Here is a 13,264-nt window from a genome sequence, read left to right as displayed (position 1 = left end):
AGTCCGCCGTGATCGTCCCCGTGTGGCTGGTCGGCTACCAGTTGCTCGGCCCGGTGTACGGACAGCAGGTACTCGGAGGCGCCGCCCCGTGGGGTGTGGTGGTCTCCGGCTTCACCGCCGGGCTGGTGGCCGGGTCGGCGCTCGCCTTGACGTGGAAGCCGCGCCGGGTCCCAGGCGTACACCCTCCTCGGGGATACCGAAGCTGCTTACTCGGCCCAGGACGACGCCCTTGAACTCACCGATTCGCTCTCGGTGATGACCCGGGCCCTGATCGCGATGGACGTCGCCACCTGCCTGCGTCTCGATGGCGACCTTTCAGCGGCCGCCGAGATGGCGGTCGGGACCTTCGACCGTCTCCCAAGCCCCTGCCGTGAGGCCCTGATCCGGTCCAAGAGCCGAAGCTCTCCACCAAGCCCTCGATGGCCGCCCCCGAGGCCTCCTCGGCCAGGCTCTCGCCTGACAGGGATTCCGCGAGAATCGACCCGGCCATCCTGGACGGCACATGATGCCGCGTCCCCGGCACAGGTAAGTGCGCATGGTCGGCCGCACGGCCGCGCGCCGTTCACCCGTTCAGGCCAAACTCCATACAGCGCATAGCACTTGACGCATCGGTACTGTTACATTGAGTAACCTTGCGGAGAGGGGTGGCGTCATGAGCAGGCCATGGGAAGCCGACCCGGGGACGAACTTCAAGAGGCGTCTGGGCAAGTCGGCCCTGGAGCTGGGGGTGACCAACTCCGGCCCCGAATGCCCGGACATCTGGGAACTGGAGAACGGCGACATCGCCGTCGTCGGACGGGATCTCACCGCCACTCTCGGCACCCGCCTGCCGGACGGGGTCTCCATCAGCGGGGACGAGCGCCTCGTGGTCATCCCGCGCAGCATGCTCATCGCGGCGAAGGCGGACATCCCCCATGTTTGAGTGCTTCCGCGACGGTGCCGGCGAGGTTCTCAAGAGGCCCGAGTATCTCGACGACTTCGGCAGGTTCTACGGGAGCGACATCCACCTCCTCGCCAAGATCGAGCGCGGCCAGACGTTCAAGGAGCAGGGCTCACCGAGCTGGGATGCGTTCGCCTCCGGAGACTGGCCGGGCGCGTTGCGTCTGATCGAGGCGGAGCGGGACTCCGTCGCCGCGTACTTCCAGGACGCCGCTCGACGGGGTCTGGTCTTCCGGCGGCTTCGTGTCGTCGAGTTTCCCGTGTCTCCCTACCTCCAGTGGGAGATGAACTCCTTCCGGCTCCGGTCGGAGCTGGGTGAGGAGATCCGGGTACTGGACGCCCGGGAGATCGCCGACCTGGAGCACAACGGGCCGCTGCCCGAGATCGTCGTCCTCGGGAACGCGGTAATGTACGCCGTGATCTACGACGAGGAACTGAAGGGTGCGGGCGCGCGCCGGTTCGTCGATCCAGGGCAGATCGAGACGACGCTCGGCGAGTTCGAGACCCTGTACCGCAAGGGCGAGGAGTTCTCGGAGTTCTTCGAGCGGGAGATCGTCCCGCTGGGACCACCCGCCGTCCGCTGATACGCCAACCGTGCGCGGCAACGTGAGGAGCGTGCGCCATGGATCCGGAGCTGACCGCGCTCGCGCGGAACGCGAGCCTGACCCTCGTCACACTGATGGCGACCGACACCTGGGAGCGCGCCAGGGACGGAGTCGTCGCCCTCTGGCGGCGGGCCTGGCCCGAGCGGGCTGACACGGTGGCCGCCGAACTGGACAGCACGCGAGAGGATCTGGCCGCGGGCCTGACCGCCGAGGACGGACTGGCAGCCGAATGGCAGGGCCAGATCAGGCGGCTGCTGGCCGGTCGGCCCGAGGCGGCGGTGGAACTGCGGAGCCTGCTGGACGAACTCGCACCTGGCACGGCGCCCGCCCCGGCCGTCTCGCAGCACGCCACCGCCTCCGGCGACTCCAGGATCTACCAGGCTGGACGCGACCTGCGCATCACCGAGCGATGAGTGGATCGACCGAGGGCCGGGCGGAGGGCAACGGCCGGGTCTACCAGTCGAGTGGGGACCAGCACATCACCGAACACCACCACCACGGCGATGCCTGGACCGCCGCGCCGGGGACGGCGCCGGACTCGGTACGGCGACCGGCCATAGGGCGCCCACCAGTGGTCCTGCGGGACCGGGTGGAATTGTTGGCGCGGCTGCGGTCCGCCCTCCAAGACGGCGGTGCTCATCAGGTCTACGTGCTGTACGGCCTGGGCGGCTGCGGCAAGACCGCCGTCGCATCCGAGATCTTCCGCTCCGCGGTCGCCGAGGGCAGTCGGGTCGGGCTGTGGGTCAACGCCTCCGACCTGACCTCGCTGCGCGCCGGAATGCTTGCCGTCGCCGCAGACCGAGGGGCAGGCGAAGGCGAGCTCACCGCCGCACGCAGCGGGCTGCGGGCCGCCGCGGACCTGGTGTGGGACCGGCTGGACCGGTCCCCTCAGCCGTGGCTGCTGGTGATCGACAACGCCGACGACCCGGCCATCCTGCGCGAGGGCAGCTGGTTGCGCACCAGCCCGCGCGGCACCACCCTGGTCACCACCCGGCAGGTTGCCGCACATTGGTGGCCCGGTGCCGAGCTGCATCACGTGGGTGTGCTGCCGCGCGAGGACGCGGCACAGGTGCTGTGCGACCTGGCTCCGGAGAGCGGGACAGTGGAAGAGGCGGCCGAGATCGCGGACAGGCTCGGGCGGCTTCCGCTGGCGCTCACCCTCGCGGGCGGCTACCTGGCGCACCAGGTGATCGATCCGTGGAGCATGGCGAAGTACGGTCGGGCCCTCGACCAGGGCACCGAGGTGGATGCCATCGAGCTGCTGGACCAAGGGGCCGAGTACGGAGGCCACGACTCGCGCCATCTCGCCAGCAGCACGTGGGAGCTGTCCCTGGACGCACTGCGTCTCCAGGGGCTGCCCGAGGCCACGAACCTGATCCGGCTGCTCGCCTGCTGGTCCCACGACCCGCTGCCGGTCCGCCTGCTGGCTGGTGCGGCCATCGGTGCGGTGCTGCCCCGCGCCCGCGTGGAGACGGCGCTCCGTGGACTGCTCGACCATTCACTCACCCGCCTCGTGCCCGGTCCGCCCCGTTGTGTACGCACTCACGGGGTACTGCTCGACAGCGTCGCCCGGAGCACCCCGGTGGATCGCCGTGACTCGCTTCTCGGCGCTGCCGCCGAGCTCCTCAGCACGGTGCTGCCCGACGTGACGCGGCCGTGGGTATGGGAGGACCCGCCGCTCGCTCCGTTCGCACCGCACACCCGGGCATTGCTGCGCCGGGCGAGCCAATGGGCGGATGCCGGTCCGACGGCCCTGGCGCGTGTCCTGGACTGCGCGTTGCGGCTCGTGGTGGCCCTGCACCGGGCGGGTGACTACGCGTCCGCGCTGTCGGTGGCCCAGGACGCGGTCGTACGCGGGACGCGGCTGCTGGACGCGCGCCACCCTGCGGTGATCGCGATCCGCCAGCGGGTGGGGCGGGCCCTCTACCGGCTCGGACGGTATGAGGAAGCAGCGGCGGCCCATCGCCTCGCTCTCGCGGACTGCACCGCCGCGTTCGGCGCGGATGCCGCCGAAACGCTGGAGAGCTGTGCGGGGCTGTCCTCGGTGCTGTTCTGGGGGCTCGATCAGAAGGCGGAAGCGGTGTCGCTGTTGCGACGGACCGTCGAGGGGCGTGCCGCTGCGCTGGGGACGGTCCATCCGTCGACGCTCATCGCGCGGACGAACCTGCTGGAGTTCACGGTCGGCCCAGAGCTGGACCCGGTCACCGGACCCGAGCTGCTGGCGGACTGCCGCGGCGCGGTCGGCCCCGAGCACCCGATCACCTTGGCCACACAACTCAACTACGGCTTCGCCCTGATCGTCGGCGGACATCAGCGCCGGGCTCTGCCCCTCGTCCGTGACACGGTCGCTGCCTTCGAGCGCACCTGCGGACCCGACCACCCCAAGACCCTCGCCGCCCGCTCCTTGCTGAGCCGAGCCCTCGGTGAGTTCGGCCTGCTCGAAGATGCGGTGGCGCAGGCCCAACTGGTGGCTGACGCCCGGGCGCGGGTGCTCGGACCTGAACACCCGTGGACGGCGTGGTCACTGGAGCGCCTCGCGGAGCGGCGGCGAGCGGTCCGGAGAGAACGACAGACGGGTGATGAGGCATGACCCTCGACGTGCGGACGGTCCGCGGCTGGGCGGAGGCGATTCTGGGGCGGCTGGAGGTGCCGGGAGGAAGCACGCTTCAGGTCGGGGCGGAAGGGGCGGCCCCCAGCAGCGGGGTCGGGGTGCACGTCACGCTCTCCTACGCGGACGGCTCCTCCGTCACGGTGGAGCTGGAGGACGCGCTGCCCGAAGCCGAGGCGCTGGGCCTCCTGGCGGAGCAGCTCCAGGACAGCGTCATCGAAGCCACCGGTGGACGCCCTGTCCCACCGTGCCCGATGCCCGGTCACCCGCATCCGGCGACCCCGCACGTGTCGAGCGGGATCGTGTACTGGCGGTGCCCGTTGGGCGGCGACAGCCGGGACACCCCCTAAGACGTGACGACCCCGCCGGGGTTCCCGGTGGTGGCCCGGTTGATGGCGGACTCCACCGCCGCCACCCGGTCCGCCAGGAGGGTGAGGGCGGCGACGGCGCGGGTGAGGGGGTCCTCCTCGGGGCCGCCGAGGGTGCGGGTGCGCACGTGCGCGGTCTTGACCTCGGCCCAGCGGGCGGCCTGCGCCGGGTCCAGCGCCCCGCGCAGTTCGGCGAGTTTGAGGAGGTTGGCCTCGGCGCCCGTGGTCAGGGTCTGGGCCTCGGCCGTGTAGTGGTCCTGGAGGACGGCGTCGCGCTCGGCGGCGTTCATGACCGGGCGCAGGCGCTGGGTGATCTTGTTCATGTCCCGGTAGGAGCCCTGGAGGCGGAACGGCGGCTCGGTGCGGGCGTCGGCGGACTGGGCGGCGGAGGCGATGTAGGCCGCGTTGACGTCGAGGATCGTGTCGCGGACGGCGAGGACGTGGCGCAGCAGCGCGAGCGTCCCGCCCAGTTCGGTGGTCGGCAGCGGAGCGGACAGGCGGTCGGCGCGGGCCGTCGGGTCGCCCGCGGCGAGGCGGACCAGGAGGTCCAGGTCGGCGCGGTCGCGGGCGGCGAGGGGGGCCAGGACCGGGTTCGCGGTCAGGGCGTTCTCCACGAAGCTCAGGGCGAAGACGTCCTCCTTGCCGGTCAGTACGTCGCCCAGGTTCCAGACGTCGGCGCGGTTGGCGAGCATGTCCGGGACGCGGAAGCGCTCCCCCGACTCCGTGTACGGGTTGCCCGCCATGCACACCGCGAACCGCTTGCCGCGCAGGTCGTAGGTGCACGGCTCGCCGTCCCGTACGCCGTCCACCCGCCGCGTCGCGTCGCACAACGGGATGAACTTCTGGAGGAGTTCGGGCGAGGTGTGCTGGATGTCGTCCAGGTAGAGCAGGGTGTTGTTGCCCGCCGCGAGGGCGAAGTTGATCTTCTCGATCTCGCGGCGCGCGGTGGCGTTCGGGGCGTCGGCCGGGTCCAGCGAGGTGACACCGTGACCGAGCGCCGGCCCGCTGATCCTGACCAGCATCAGGCCGAGCCGGTCGGCGACGTACTCCATGAGCGTCGTCTTGCCGTAGCCGGGCGGGGAGACCAGCAGGAGCAGGCCGCCGGTGTCGGTGCGCTTGGTGGCGCCCGTGGTGCCGAGCTGACGGGCGAGGCTGTCGCCGATCAGCGGCAGGTAGACCTCGTCCACGAGGCGGTTGCGGACGAACGCCGGCATGACCCGGGAGCGGTGGTCGTCCAGGCGCAGCCGTTCGCGTTCGGTGGCCAGCAGGGCCGTGCGGCGGCGCTGGTAGGCGCGGAAGCCGGGCACGTCGTGCGCGGTGTGCCGGGCGGTGCGGGCCAGGAACTCGTCCAGGCGCAGCTCCAGCCGGCCGCCGGTCACCCGGGGGTGGGCGCCGAGGAGGCCCTCGACGGTCGCGGTGAGCCGGGCGTCGCCGTCGTAGCGCGGCAGGGCGGGGCACAGTTCGGCGGCCACCGCCTCCGCAAGCTCGCCGGGGTCGGCGGCGCTGCCGCTCGCGGTGGCGTACGCGGTGAGCCATGCCTCGGCCACCTGGCGGCGGGCGGGCAGCTCGGTCAGCCCCTCCAGGTCGCGGCGGTAGTCCGAACCGGCCAGCGCCTGGCGGAACTTGTCCAGCAGGGCGCGGGCGGTCCCGCCGAGGACGAAGCCCTCGGGGCCGCCGGTCCTGGTCAGCTCCTCGAAGAGGTACCCGGCGGCGGCCTCGGCGTGGCTGCCGTCCCCGGACCACTCCCCGATGGCCGCCGCCAGCTCCGCCACCAGTTCCCCCACCGCCGCCGTCGGCCCGAAGGCGTCCCGGGCGCGGGCCAGGGACCCGGCGCGCCGGGTCCAGGCGGTCCGGGCGTCCGCTGTCGTGCCGTGGGTCCAGAAGAGGTGGGCGGCGGCGCGGGCGGCGGGCTCGTGGCGCAGGGCGCCCGCGGCGTCGTGGAGAGGCAGCAGGGCGGTGAGGATCAGGGTCGCGTCGTGGTCGTGGACGCCGCGCTCGTAGCCCTCGTCGTACGACTCCTGCGCCGCCCGGCGGACCAGTCCGGGCAGGTCGTCGGCGGCGGCGAGGACGGCCGGGCCGTGCGCGGCGAGGAGGCGGGCGGCGAGGTGTTCGGCGCGGTAGACCTCGGGGGACTCGGAGGGCAGCTGCCGGTCCCAGTAGGGGCGGGTGGCGGCGAAGCCGGGGTCGGTGACCGGGGCGCGGTAGTCGGTGCCGGTGACGGCGAGGGCCAGGCCGTCCCCGTGCGGGACGAGGGCGAGGTCGAGCGGCTGGGTGTTGACGGCGAAGCGGTGGCCGCCGAGCAGCAGGGTGCGGCCGTCGTCGGCGTACAGGTCGCCGCGGTCGCGCAGGGCGCGCGCGGCCTCCTGGCGGGCGGCCTTGAGGCGGCCGTCGAGTTCCTCGGCGCGCACGCTGTCGCCGAGGTCGCGCAGCTCCCCGGCGGTCCGGGTGATCTTGGCGACCAGCGGGTCGGAGGCGAAGTAGGCGGTGATCGCGTCGGTGTCGGCCAGGGTGGCCGCGCGGCGCGCCACCGTCTCCAGCATCCGGGCGGCCGATACGGCGAGTTGCTCGGCGCGGCGGGCGCGGACGTCGGCGAGGGACTGCTTGCGGGTGGCGAACGCCTCGTAGATCTCGGTGCGTTTGCCGGACAGTTCGGTCAGGAAGTCGTCGAACTCGGCGAAGCGTCCGTCGAGGTCCTCCAACCGGGCGAGCACGGAGGCGAGTTGGTCGTCGCACGCCTCCGGTGTGGTGGCGGCGGCGAGCGCGGCGGTGACGGCCTGGGCGAGCAGGGCCGTCTCGGCGGCGAACTCCGCGCGGCCCTCGCGGTCCTGGAGGGAACGGCGGCGGGCGTCGAGGGTGGCGCGCGCCCGGTTGACGCCGCCCAGGACGTCGGCGATCCGCTCCAGTACGGCCGTCCGCACCGTGGCGTCGGCGATGTCGAGGCCGGTGACCACCTCGGTGACGGTGCGCAGCCCGTCCGCCAGCTCGTCCAGGCGCTCGGCGACGGGCCCGGCCTCGGCGACGGTGCCGATCGCGGCTGCGTCGGCCACCAGCCGTTCCACGTCGGCGCGCTGGGCGGTGAAGGCGTCCTCGCGGGACAGGAAGGTCACCGCCCGCCTGCCGAACGCGGCCAGGTCGGACGCCGCCTCGGCGGCCAGCGCGGCCACCCGCTCCGTGTCCACGTACCGCAGTTCGCGCAGGGTGAGCAGATGGCCGTGCGCGTGCCGCAGTTCGGTCAGTCCGCGCACCCAGGCGGCGGCCTCGCGCGGGGCCTCGCCGCGCAGCCGGCGCACCACGGCGGCGATCCGCTCCGCGGCCTCCTCCAGGGCCTCGGCGGCCTGCCGGGTCAGCTCCCGTACGGTCTCGAACTCGGTCAGCACCTGCTCGGCGGTCTCCCGCACGTCCGCCAACGGTGCCTGGATGTCGCCGAGTTCGGGATCAGCGAGCCAGTGGTGGGTGTCGGCGGCCCGGACGCACGCGGCGGTCAGCGCGCGGTAGCCCTCGCCGGTCGTGATGCCGTCGGCCACCAGCCGGGCCACGGAGAGGCAGTCGGCGAGGCCGCGGACGAGGTCCGCGTTGCCGACGCGCGCGAGCGGGCCGGTGCCGGTGCGCAGGGCGGCGGCGTGGGTGTCGGAGACGTACGGCGAGGTCCACCACTGGAGGGGGTGGGTGTGCGCGGGCTCGTCGCTCCCGGCGCGCAGCACGGCCAGCGCGCCGTCCTCGAACAGCGCCCAGCCGCGCCCCGGCAGCGGCGTGGCGACCTCCTTGCGCAGGGTGTTGTACGACAGCAGGAGCGTGCCGCCGCCGGAGCGGTCCCGGAACGCGTACAGCACGTCCTCGCCGTTGGGCGCGCGGATCTCCTGCTCGAACTCCAGGCCCCGCACGTCGAGTTCGTACGTCTTGTGGCGGCCGCTCGCCAGGCAGTAGCCGCCGGGGAAGACGACGCCCTGGTCCTCGGGGAGCCGGCGGCAGGCCTGGCCGAGTCCGTCGAGCCGGACGACCGTCCTGGTCAGCGCGTTGAAGACCAGGTAGCGGTCGGTGTCCTCCTTGTACGGCCGCACCCGCAGCAGCGTCAGGGGGCCGGCCTGCGCGTGGGCCACGGCGGCGTCGGCGAGGGACTGGAGGGGTTCCGCGACGGGCTCGGCGTACAGCTCCTCGCCGTCCTCGGTGCGGACGGTGAGGGTGCCGCCGAGGGCCGCGACGCCGAGGCCGCCGGGCACGGCGACGTACGGCTCCCTGCCCAGCACGTGGTCCGCGCGGCCGGTGCCGGTCCAGGTCACGTCCTGGGCCGGCGGCACGACGTCGTCGCGGTCGCCGCGGGCGTCCAGGAACTCGGCGCGGCCGTCCTCGGTCAGCGTCCAGCGCAGGGCGCGGATGTCGTCGGCCTTCTCACCGGTGCGGAACACGGCGAGGAGGCGGCCGTCGGTCCGGCGCAGGCGCAACAGATGGGCGTCGCGGTAGTAGCGGGTCAGCGCGGTGAACTCGCGGACGAACGCGGGGTCGTCGAGCAGCCCCGGGACGGCGTCCTCGGCCAGGCGCCCGCCGTCGCGGTCGTAGAGGGCGAGGACGTCGGAGACGGACGGGGTCTCGCCGCCGCGGCCCGTGCTGCCGAAGAGGAGGGTGTCGCCGACGGCCACGATGTCCTGGCGAAGGCAGGCGTGCGGGGTGTTCAGGTGGGCGGTGGCGGCAAGGTCGAGCCGGGTCGAGCCGAACTCCCGCGCGCGGCGGGTGTTCAGCGCCTCGGCCCTGCGGGCCAGCTCGGCCGCGTGTCCGGCCAGCCGGTCGCGCAGGACGTCGTAGGTGCCGGCGTCGACGGTCTCGGTGGCCATGGCTGCCTTTCTTGGTTCGGCGGGCGGGGTTAGGGGGCGAGGCTGGGGGGCGGGGTCATCGGGTGAGGGTCGGCGGGGTCGTGCGGGCTCGGCGGGGGTGGGCTCATCGGAGGCGCGGGGCCGCCGGAGGCACGGGTTCGCCGGAGTCGCGGGGCCACCGGGAGTGCGGGGTCGGTGGGGGGCGGATTCACCGGAGCGCGGGCTCACCGGAAGCGCGGGGCCGCCGGAGGCACGAGGCCACCGGAGGGACACGGGTTCGCCGGAGTCGCGAGTTTCGTCGCGGAGCGGCCGGACATCGGAGGAGGAAGAGGAGGCGGGCGCAGGCGGGCGCCAGAGGGGCCGCCCCTCCCGGGGAGGCACCCCCACCGATCGACGCCCCACCGATCGACGCCCCGCCCCGCCCCCCGTCGCCTCAGCCCCGCCCGGCCCCGTTCAGGGACGTGACCGGCGTGTCCGCCAGTCCCAGCTCGCCGGCCTTCTCCAGGAGCTGGCGGAACTGGCCCGCCTCCGTCCCGCCCCCGTTCATGAGCTTCATCAGCAGGGCGGAGACCGTCAGGTTCTGCACGTCCGCCGTGCCCACGGAACCGAGCACCCGGCTCAGGTCCTCCGTGAAGCTCCCCGACCCGTCCAGCCACGGCTGCGCCAGGGTCTGGGCGGTGCGGGAGTTGGCCACGAAGCCGTCGATGCCCTTGCCGAGGGAGACCGCCGAGACCAGGCGGTCGAAGAAGACGGACTCCCCGCCGACGATGTCGATGTCGGCGTTCTCCAGGCCCGTCGCCAGGACCGTCGCCTGCGCCTCGGCCACCTGCCGCTGCGTCTCCAGACCGGCCAGTCGGATCTCCTTCTCGGCCTGGAGCCGCAGCCGGTACTCCTCGTGGCCGCGCGAGGCCTCGTCCAGCGCGGCCATGGCGGCGGCCTTCTCGGTGAGGCCCGCGGCCTCGGCCTTCAGCTTCTCGCCGATGCCGGCGGCCTCCGCGAGCGCCGCGGCCTTCGTACCCTCGGCCTCCGCGAGCGCCTTCGCCCGCGCGCCCTCCGCCTCGGCCCGCAGCCGCGCCTCCGTCGCCGCGGCCGCCGCCTGCGCGCCCTCGGCCTCCGCGAGCCCCTTGGCCCGCGTGCCCTCCGCCTCCGCGAGCGCCTTCGCCTGGGCGCCCTCGGCCTCCGCCCGCAGCCGCGCCTGGGTGGCCTCCGCCTCCGCGCGCCCGGCCTTGACCGTGACCTCGGTCTCCTTGTCGCGGACCTGCGCCGCGGCGAGCCCCTCGGCGGCGGACTCGGCCTGGATGCCCTCGGCGAGCCGCAGCTTGGCCCGCGCGTCGAGGTCGGCGGTCTTCAACCGGGCCTCGGCGAGGGTGAGTTCCTCGGCGGCCCGGTGCGTCGCGGCCTGCTCGGCGGCCTCCGCGGCCTTGATGTCCTTGACCAGCTTCTCCTGCGCCTCCGCCTCGGCGGCGATGACGAGGGCCTGCCGCTCGCGCTCGGCCTCCTCGACCATGCGCAGCTTCTTGATGGACTCCTCCTGCTCGGCGACCGTACGGTCCACCGCGACCCGCTCCCGGATGACCTCGGCGATCTCCCGCTTCTCCGCCTCGACCTCCTTCTCGGCGGAGATCCGGGTCAGCTGGGTCTCCCGCTCCCGGGCGATGACCTCCAGCAGGCGGTCCTTCTCGATGCGCTCGTTCTCGACGGCGATGACCCGCTCACGGTTCTTCGCGGCGACCGCGATCTCCCGGGCCTGGTTCTCGCGCTGCACGCCGAGGTGTTCCTCGGTGCGCAGGAACGCGGTCTGCGCGCGCAGCCGCTCCTCCTCCATCACCCGGGCGGTCTCCGCCTCCTCGCGGGCGCGGGACGTCTCGATCTCCCGCCGCTGCTTGATCTCGGCGTCCGCCTGCCGGCGCTCCAGCTCCAGGATGGCCTCGCGGGCGTCGACGTCCTGCCGGGTGATCTCCTTCTGCTCGGTGCGCTTGGCCTCGTTGGTGCGCACGTGCTCCACGGCCGTCAGCTCGGTGATCTTGCGGATGCCCTGCGCGTCGAGGACGTTGGCCGGATCGAGCTGGGTCAGCGGCGTCTGCTCCAGGTAGTCGATCGCCGCGTCCTCCAGGTGGTAGCCGTTGAGGTCGACACCGATCAACTCGATGATGTGGTACCGCAGTTCCTCGCGCTTGGTGTACAGGTCGGTGAAGTCCATCTGCTTGCCGACGGTCTTCAGCGCCTCGGAGAACTTGGCGTGGAACAGCTCCTGGAGCGTGTCCTGGTGGCTGGCGCGCTCGGTGCCCACGGACTGGGCGACCTTGATGACGTCCTGGACGGTCTTGTTGACCTTGACGAAGAACAGGATCCGGATGTCGGCGCGGATGTTGTCCCGGCAGATCAGGCCGTCCCGGCCGGAGCGGCTGATCTCGATGGTCTTCACCGAGATGTCCATGACCTCGGCCTTGTGCAGGATCGGCAGCACGACCTGTCCGGTGAAGGACACGTCGACGCGCCGCGTCTTCGAGACGATCAGGGCCTGGCTCTGGTCGACCTTGCGGTACAGCCGGGAGAGCCCGAGCAGCGACAGCAGGGCGAGGATCACACAGGCGGCGACGAGCACGCCGAGGGCTTCCATGGCATACGTCCTTGCGTCAGACGGTGGGTCGGAGCTCCCCCGAGGCCCCGCGCGGGGGCATGCGCCCATGCCCCCGCCACGGAACCCTCCGTAGTGCTCCCCGCTGAGGATGGTGCGGCCCAGGGAGCCTTTTCCGCATTGCCGGTTTCCGGCAGTGTTCACTACTGTCTGCATGCCGGAACCACGCCAGGAAAGCGTCACCGGAGCGTCAAGATCGCGGGGGGAACGGGGCAGGGTGACCGAGCACGAGATACCGGAGCGCTATCTGGACGGGTTCGCCCGTGTGCTGGCCGAGGTCGCGACCACCGGCCGGCGGCTCACCCGGGAAGAGCTGAAGACCCGCCGGATGCTGGGCGAACAGGCCGCCGAGGCCGGTCACGGGCTGCGTGCCCTGGTCGTCGCGCACCTGGCCGCCGCCCGCGCCGCCTGGCCGGTCGGGCCCGGTTCGGCCGAAAGCACCCTTGCCGCGCTGGCCGCCGTGGAACAGGCCGTCGACGTGTTCGCCGAGGGCTACGAGCGCGCCCAGCGACAGAGCGTACGCCGGGAGGAGGCGGCCCGCCGGGAGTTCATCGACGATCTGCTCTACGGGCGCAGCGACCTGGGCCGGCTGGCCGAGCGCGCCGAACGGTTCGGGCTGCGGCTCTCGCGCGCCCACGCGGTCGCGGTCGCCGAGGGCCCCGGGTCCTACGCCGAGGGCGGCCCCGTCGCCCGGCGGGTGGAGACCGAGGTGCTCGCCCGGTTCGACTCCCACAGCATCCTGCTCACCACCAAGAACGGCCGGCTGCTGTGCGTCGCGCCCGGCGACACCGACGAGATCCTCGCCTACTTCGCCCGGCAGGCGTGCGCGGCCACCGGGGGCGGCCGGGTGGCGATCGGACGCCCGCAGTCCGGCCCCGGCGGGGTCGTGCAGTCGTACGAGGAGGCACTCGCGGCGCTGGAGATGGCCGAGCGGCTCGGGCTGCCCGGCACGGTGCTGCGCGCCGCCGACCTGCTGGTCTACCCGGTGCTCGCGCGCGACCGGCAGGCGATGGCCGACCTGGTGCAGCACACCCTGGGCCCGCTGACCGGGGCCCGGGGCGGCGCGGGCCCGCTGCTGGAGACCCTGGTGGCCTACTTCGACTCCGGCTGCGTGGCCGCCGAGGCCGCCCGCCGGCTCTCCCTCAGCGTGCGCGCGCTCACCTACCGCCTTGAGCGCATCCACAAACTCACCGCCGCCGACCCGGCCGACCCGGCGCACCGCTACATGCTCCAGACCGCGGTGATCGGCGCCCGCCTCCTGAACTGGCCGGACCAGCCGCTGTGAGCGCCCGGGAGCCGTC

8 protein-coding genes are annotated in these 13,264 nt (G+C 73.3%); 6 read left to right on the top strand and 2 right to left on the bottom strand.

The genetic code is table 11. The annotated features are described in order from the left end of the window. Positions 1–652: 652 nt before the first annotated feature. From AB0927_RS27630 to AB0927_RS27610, 5 genes are read left to right on the top strand one after another with little or no spacing between them, the layout of a single operon-like run. Positions 653–922, top strand: a complete 270-nt coding sequence (locus AB0927_RS27630; protein ID WP_366670435.1) for a hypothetical protein — start codon at positions 653–655, stop codon at positions 920–922. After that, positions 915–1,523, top strand: coding sequence for a DUF6879 family protein (locus tag AB0927_RS27625; RefSeq protein WP_366670434.1), 609 nt, complete (start codon positions 915–917; stop codon positions 1,521–1,523). Before AB0927_RS27630 ends, AB0927_RS27625 begins: the two co-directional genes overlap by 8 nt. Before the next feature lie 38 nt (positions 1,524–1,561). Continuing rightward, positions 1,562–1,957 carry a hypothetical protein gene (locus AB0927_RS27620; protein WP_366670433.1) on the top strand — a complete coding sequence of 132 codons (396 nt, stop codon included), beginning with the start codon at positions 1,562–1,564 and terminating at the stop codon, positions 1,955–1,957. Continuing rightward, positions 1,954–4,134 carry a tetratricopeptide repeat protein gene (locus tag AB0927_RS27615; protein ID WP_366670432.1) on the top strand — a complete coding sequence of 727 codons (2,181 nt, stop codon included), beginning with the start codon at positions 1,954–1,956 and terminating at the stop codon, positions 4,132–4,134. Before AB0927_RS27620 ends, AB0927_RS27615 begins: the two co-directional genes overlap by 4 nt. After that, the gene (locus AB0927_RS27610) at positions 4,131–4,502 is read left to right on the top strand and encodes a hypothetical protein (RefSeq protein WP_366670431.1); all 372 of its coding nucleotides are present in this window, start codon (positions 4,131–4,133) and stop codon (positions 4,500–4,502) included. Before AB0927_RS27615 ends, AB0927_RS27610 begins: the two co-directional genes overlap by 4 nt. Here the strand turns inward: AB0927_RS27610 and AB0927_RS27605 are convergent. Together AB0927_RS27605 and AB0927_RS27600 are read right to left on the bottom strand one after the other, a co-directional pair. Then, a complete protein-coding gene (locus AB0927_RS27605; RefSeq protein WP_366670430.1) occupies positions 4,499–9,346 on the bottom strand; it encodes a DNA repair ATPase in 4,848 nt (1,615 codons plus the stop codon). The genes AB0927_RS27610 and AB0927_RS27605 overlap by 4 nt on opposite strands. Positions 9,347–9,758: 412 nt before the next feature. Further along, entirely contained in the window at positions 9,759–11,945 is a 2,187-nt protein-coding gene (locus AB0927_RS27600) for a flotillin family protein (RefSeq protein WP_366670429.1), read from the bottom strand. Between the two features lie 235 nt (positions 11,946–12,180). Here AB0927_RS27600 and AB0927_RS27595 point away from each other — a divergent pair, with 235 nt between their 5' ends. Next, positions 12,181–13,248 (top strand): helix-turn-helix domain-containing protein, encoded by a 1,068-nt coding sequence (locus AB0927_RS27595; RefSeq protein WP_366670428.1) that lies wholly within the window; start codon positions 12,181–12,183, stop codon positions 13,246–13,248. The last annotated feature ends 16 nt before the right edge of the window (positions 13,249–13,264 follow it).

The sequence above is a fragment of the Streptomyces sp. NPDC048106 genome, from assembly GCF_040706415.1.
Lineage (GTDB): Bacteria > Actinomycetota > Actinomycetes > Streptomycetales > Streptomycetaceae > Streptomyces.
The sequence above is the reverse complement of the archived record's forward strand: the minus strand, read 5'-3'. Positions and strand labels throughout refer to the sequence as shown.

Excerpts from the sequence above, each read along its gene's own strand:
- AB0927_RS27630 (WP_366670435.1), top strand. The coding sequence starts at position 653 with ATGAGCAGGCCATGGGAAGCCGACCCGGGGACGAACTTCAAGAGGCGT.
- AB0927_RS27625 (WP_366670434.1), top strand. The coding sequence starts at position 915 with ATGTTTGAGTGCTTCCGCGACGGTGCCGGCGAGGTTCTCAAGAGGCCC.
- AB0927_RS27620 (WP_366670433.1), top strand. The coding sequence starts at position 1,562 with ATGGATCCGGAGCTGACCGCGCTCGCGCGGAACGCGAGCCTGACCCTC.
- AB0927_RS27615 (WP_366670432.1), top strand. The coding sequence starts at position 1,954 with ATGAGTGGATCGACCGAGGGCCGGGCGGAGGGCAACGGCCGGGTCTAC.
- AB0927_RS27610 (WP_366670431.1), top strand. The coding sequence starts at position 4,131 with ATGACCCTCGACGTGCGGACGGTCCGCGGCTGGGCGGAGGCGATTCTG.
- AB0927_RS27605 (WP_366670430.1), bottom strand. The coding sequence starts at position 9,346 with ATGGCCACCGAGACCGTCGACGCCGGCACCTACGACGTCCTGCGCGAC.
- AB0927_RS27600 (WP_366670429.1), bottom strand. The coding sequence starts at position 11,945 with ATGGAAGCCCTCGGCGTGCTCGTCGCCGCCTGTGTGATCCTCGCCCTG.